The organism is Herbaspirillum sp. 3R11, from assembly GCF_004563925.1.
In the GTDB taxonomy this organism is placed as follows: Bacteria; Pseudomonadota; Gammaproteobacteria; order Burkholderiales; family Burkholderiaceae_D; genus Herbaspirillum.
The window spans coordinates 1-1,453 of the sequence record NZ_SPNJ01000009.1 but is presented as its reverse complement, the minus strand read 5'-3'; the positions used below and the strand labels follow the sequence as shown (position 1 = coordinate 1,453).

Genomic DNA, 1,453 nt, shown 5'->3' with positions numbered 1-1,453 from the left:
TCGTGAACTGACCCCGTAAAGTTGGACGGTCATGTAAGCCGGTTAAGGCCTTGAGGGCTGGGTTCTGTATTGAACAGGACTCAGCCCTTTTAACTTGCTTTTGATGCGGTAATGATTGTAGTAGCGGATGTACTCGCGGAGTTCTTTTTGCAACTGATCAATGCTGGTAAAGCGCTTCAAATAGAAGCACTCCGATTTAAGTGTGCCGAAGAAGCTTTCCATGGCGGCATTGTCGAGGCAATTTCCTCGCCGCGACATGCTTTGCGTAATTCCGTGCTCAGCAAGGGTTCTTCGATAGACGTGCATTTGATATTGCCACCCTTGGTCTGAGTGAAGTATCGGTCGCCGCTTATCTGGTAGCTTTCCAATGGCTTTCTTGAGCATGTCATCGACCAAACTGAAGTGGGCTGTCCGGCTCATTTGGTAAGTCACTATTTCGCCGTTATACAAATCCATGATGGGTGAGAGATACAACTTTTCTCCCCCGACATTGAACTCCGTTACATCCGTTACCCACTTTTCTCCGAATGCCTTTGCCTGGAACTGCCGTTGCAACAGGTTAGCGACGCTTACATGGCCAGGACCACGGTAAGAACGATACTTCTTCGGTCGCACCAACGATTTCAAGCGCAACGCCTGCATCAACCGCTGTACGACCTTATGGTTGACCATCTCTCCTGCTCGACGCAAAGCATCCGTCACGCGCCGATATCCGTAGCGCCCTTTATGTCGGTTATAGATCTTCCGGATACGTGACTTGAGCGCAGCGTACCGATCCGGCGCTTCCAGAACGTTGACTTGATAATAAAAGGTGCTGCGGGCCAGTCCGGCAATCTTCAGCAGGGTGGACAGCTTGTGGTGTTGCCTCAGATCTCGCACTAGCCGCGCTTTTTTTGCGCAGTCGCTTTCTGTGCCAGAGCCAAGGCCTTCCGCTTTTTTAAATAGTCCACCTCTGCACGTAGATAGTCGATCTCATCGAGCAGTTGCTCGCGTGTGCGGGTGTCGTCAGCTTTCGCTTTTGGTGGTGTGGCAGGCGGGCTGGGCTTCATCATCTTCGGGCGTCCTTTCGGCTTGGCTTTTAAGGTATCCAAGCCGCCCTCATGATACAGCCGCTCCCAACGACTGACCGTACCGTGCCCCCGAAGATTGAACATCGCTTCAACCTCTCGGTAAGACAACCGATCTTTCTTCATGCGCCGCAGTACAGATAATTTGAATTCGCTGCTGTAGTGCTCGTACTTCTTGCTTAGCCCTTTGAACCCATGATGACGGTAACTTTGCACCCAGCGGCGCACCGTCCCATCATCAACTCCGAATTCCTTTCCAACTGCCACGGCACTGCTTCCATTGACCAAGCAACGCTTGACCAACGCATATTTAAATTTCGTTTCGTATTTCGCCATGTAAAAACCCCAAAGGTTGGATTTATGTCCAACTCTTTGGGGTCAGTTCA

1 protein-coding gene is annotated in these 1,453 nt (G+C 51.0%); it reads right to left on the bottom strand.

Features of this window, described 5'->3' with window-relative positions; genetic code table 11:
* Positions 1-42: 42 nt before the first annotated feature.
* Positions 43-1,403 (bottom strand): IS3 family transposase gene (locus E4P32_RS24005; protein WP_116436942.1). Its coding sequence is split into 2 segments (ribosomal slippage): positions 43-926 and positions 926-1,403, totalling 1,362 coding nucleotides; the frame shifts between segments, so codons are not numbered across the junction.
* Positions 1,404-1,453: the final 50 nt, after the last annotated feature.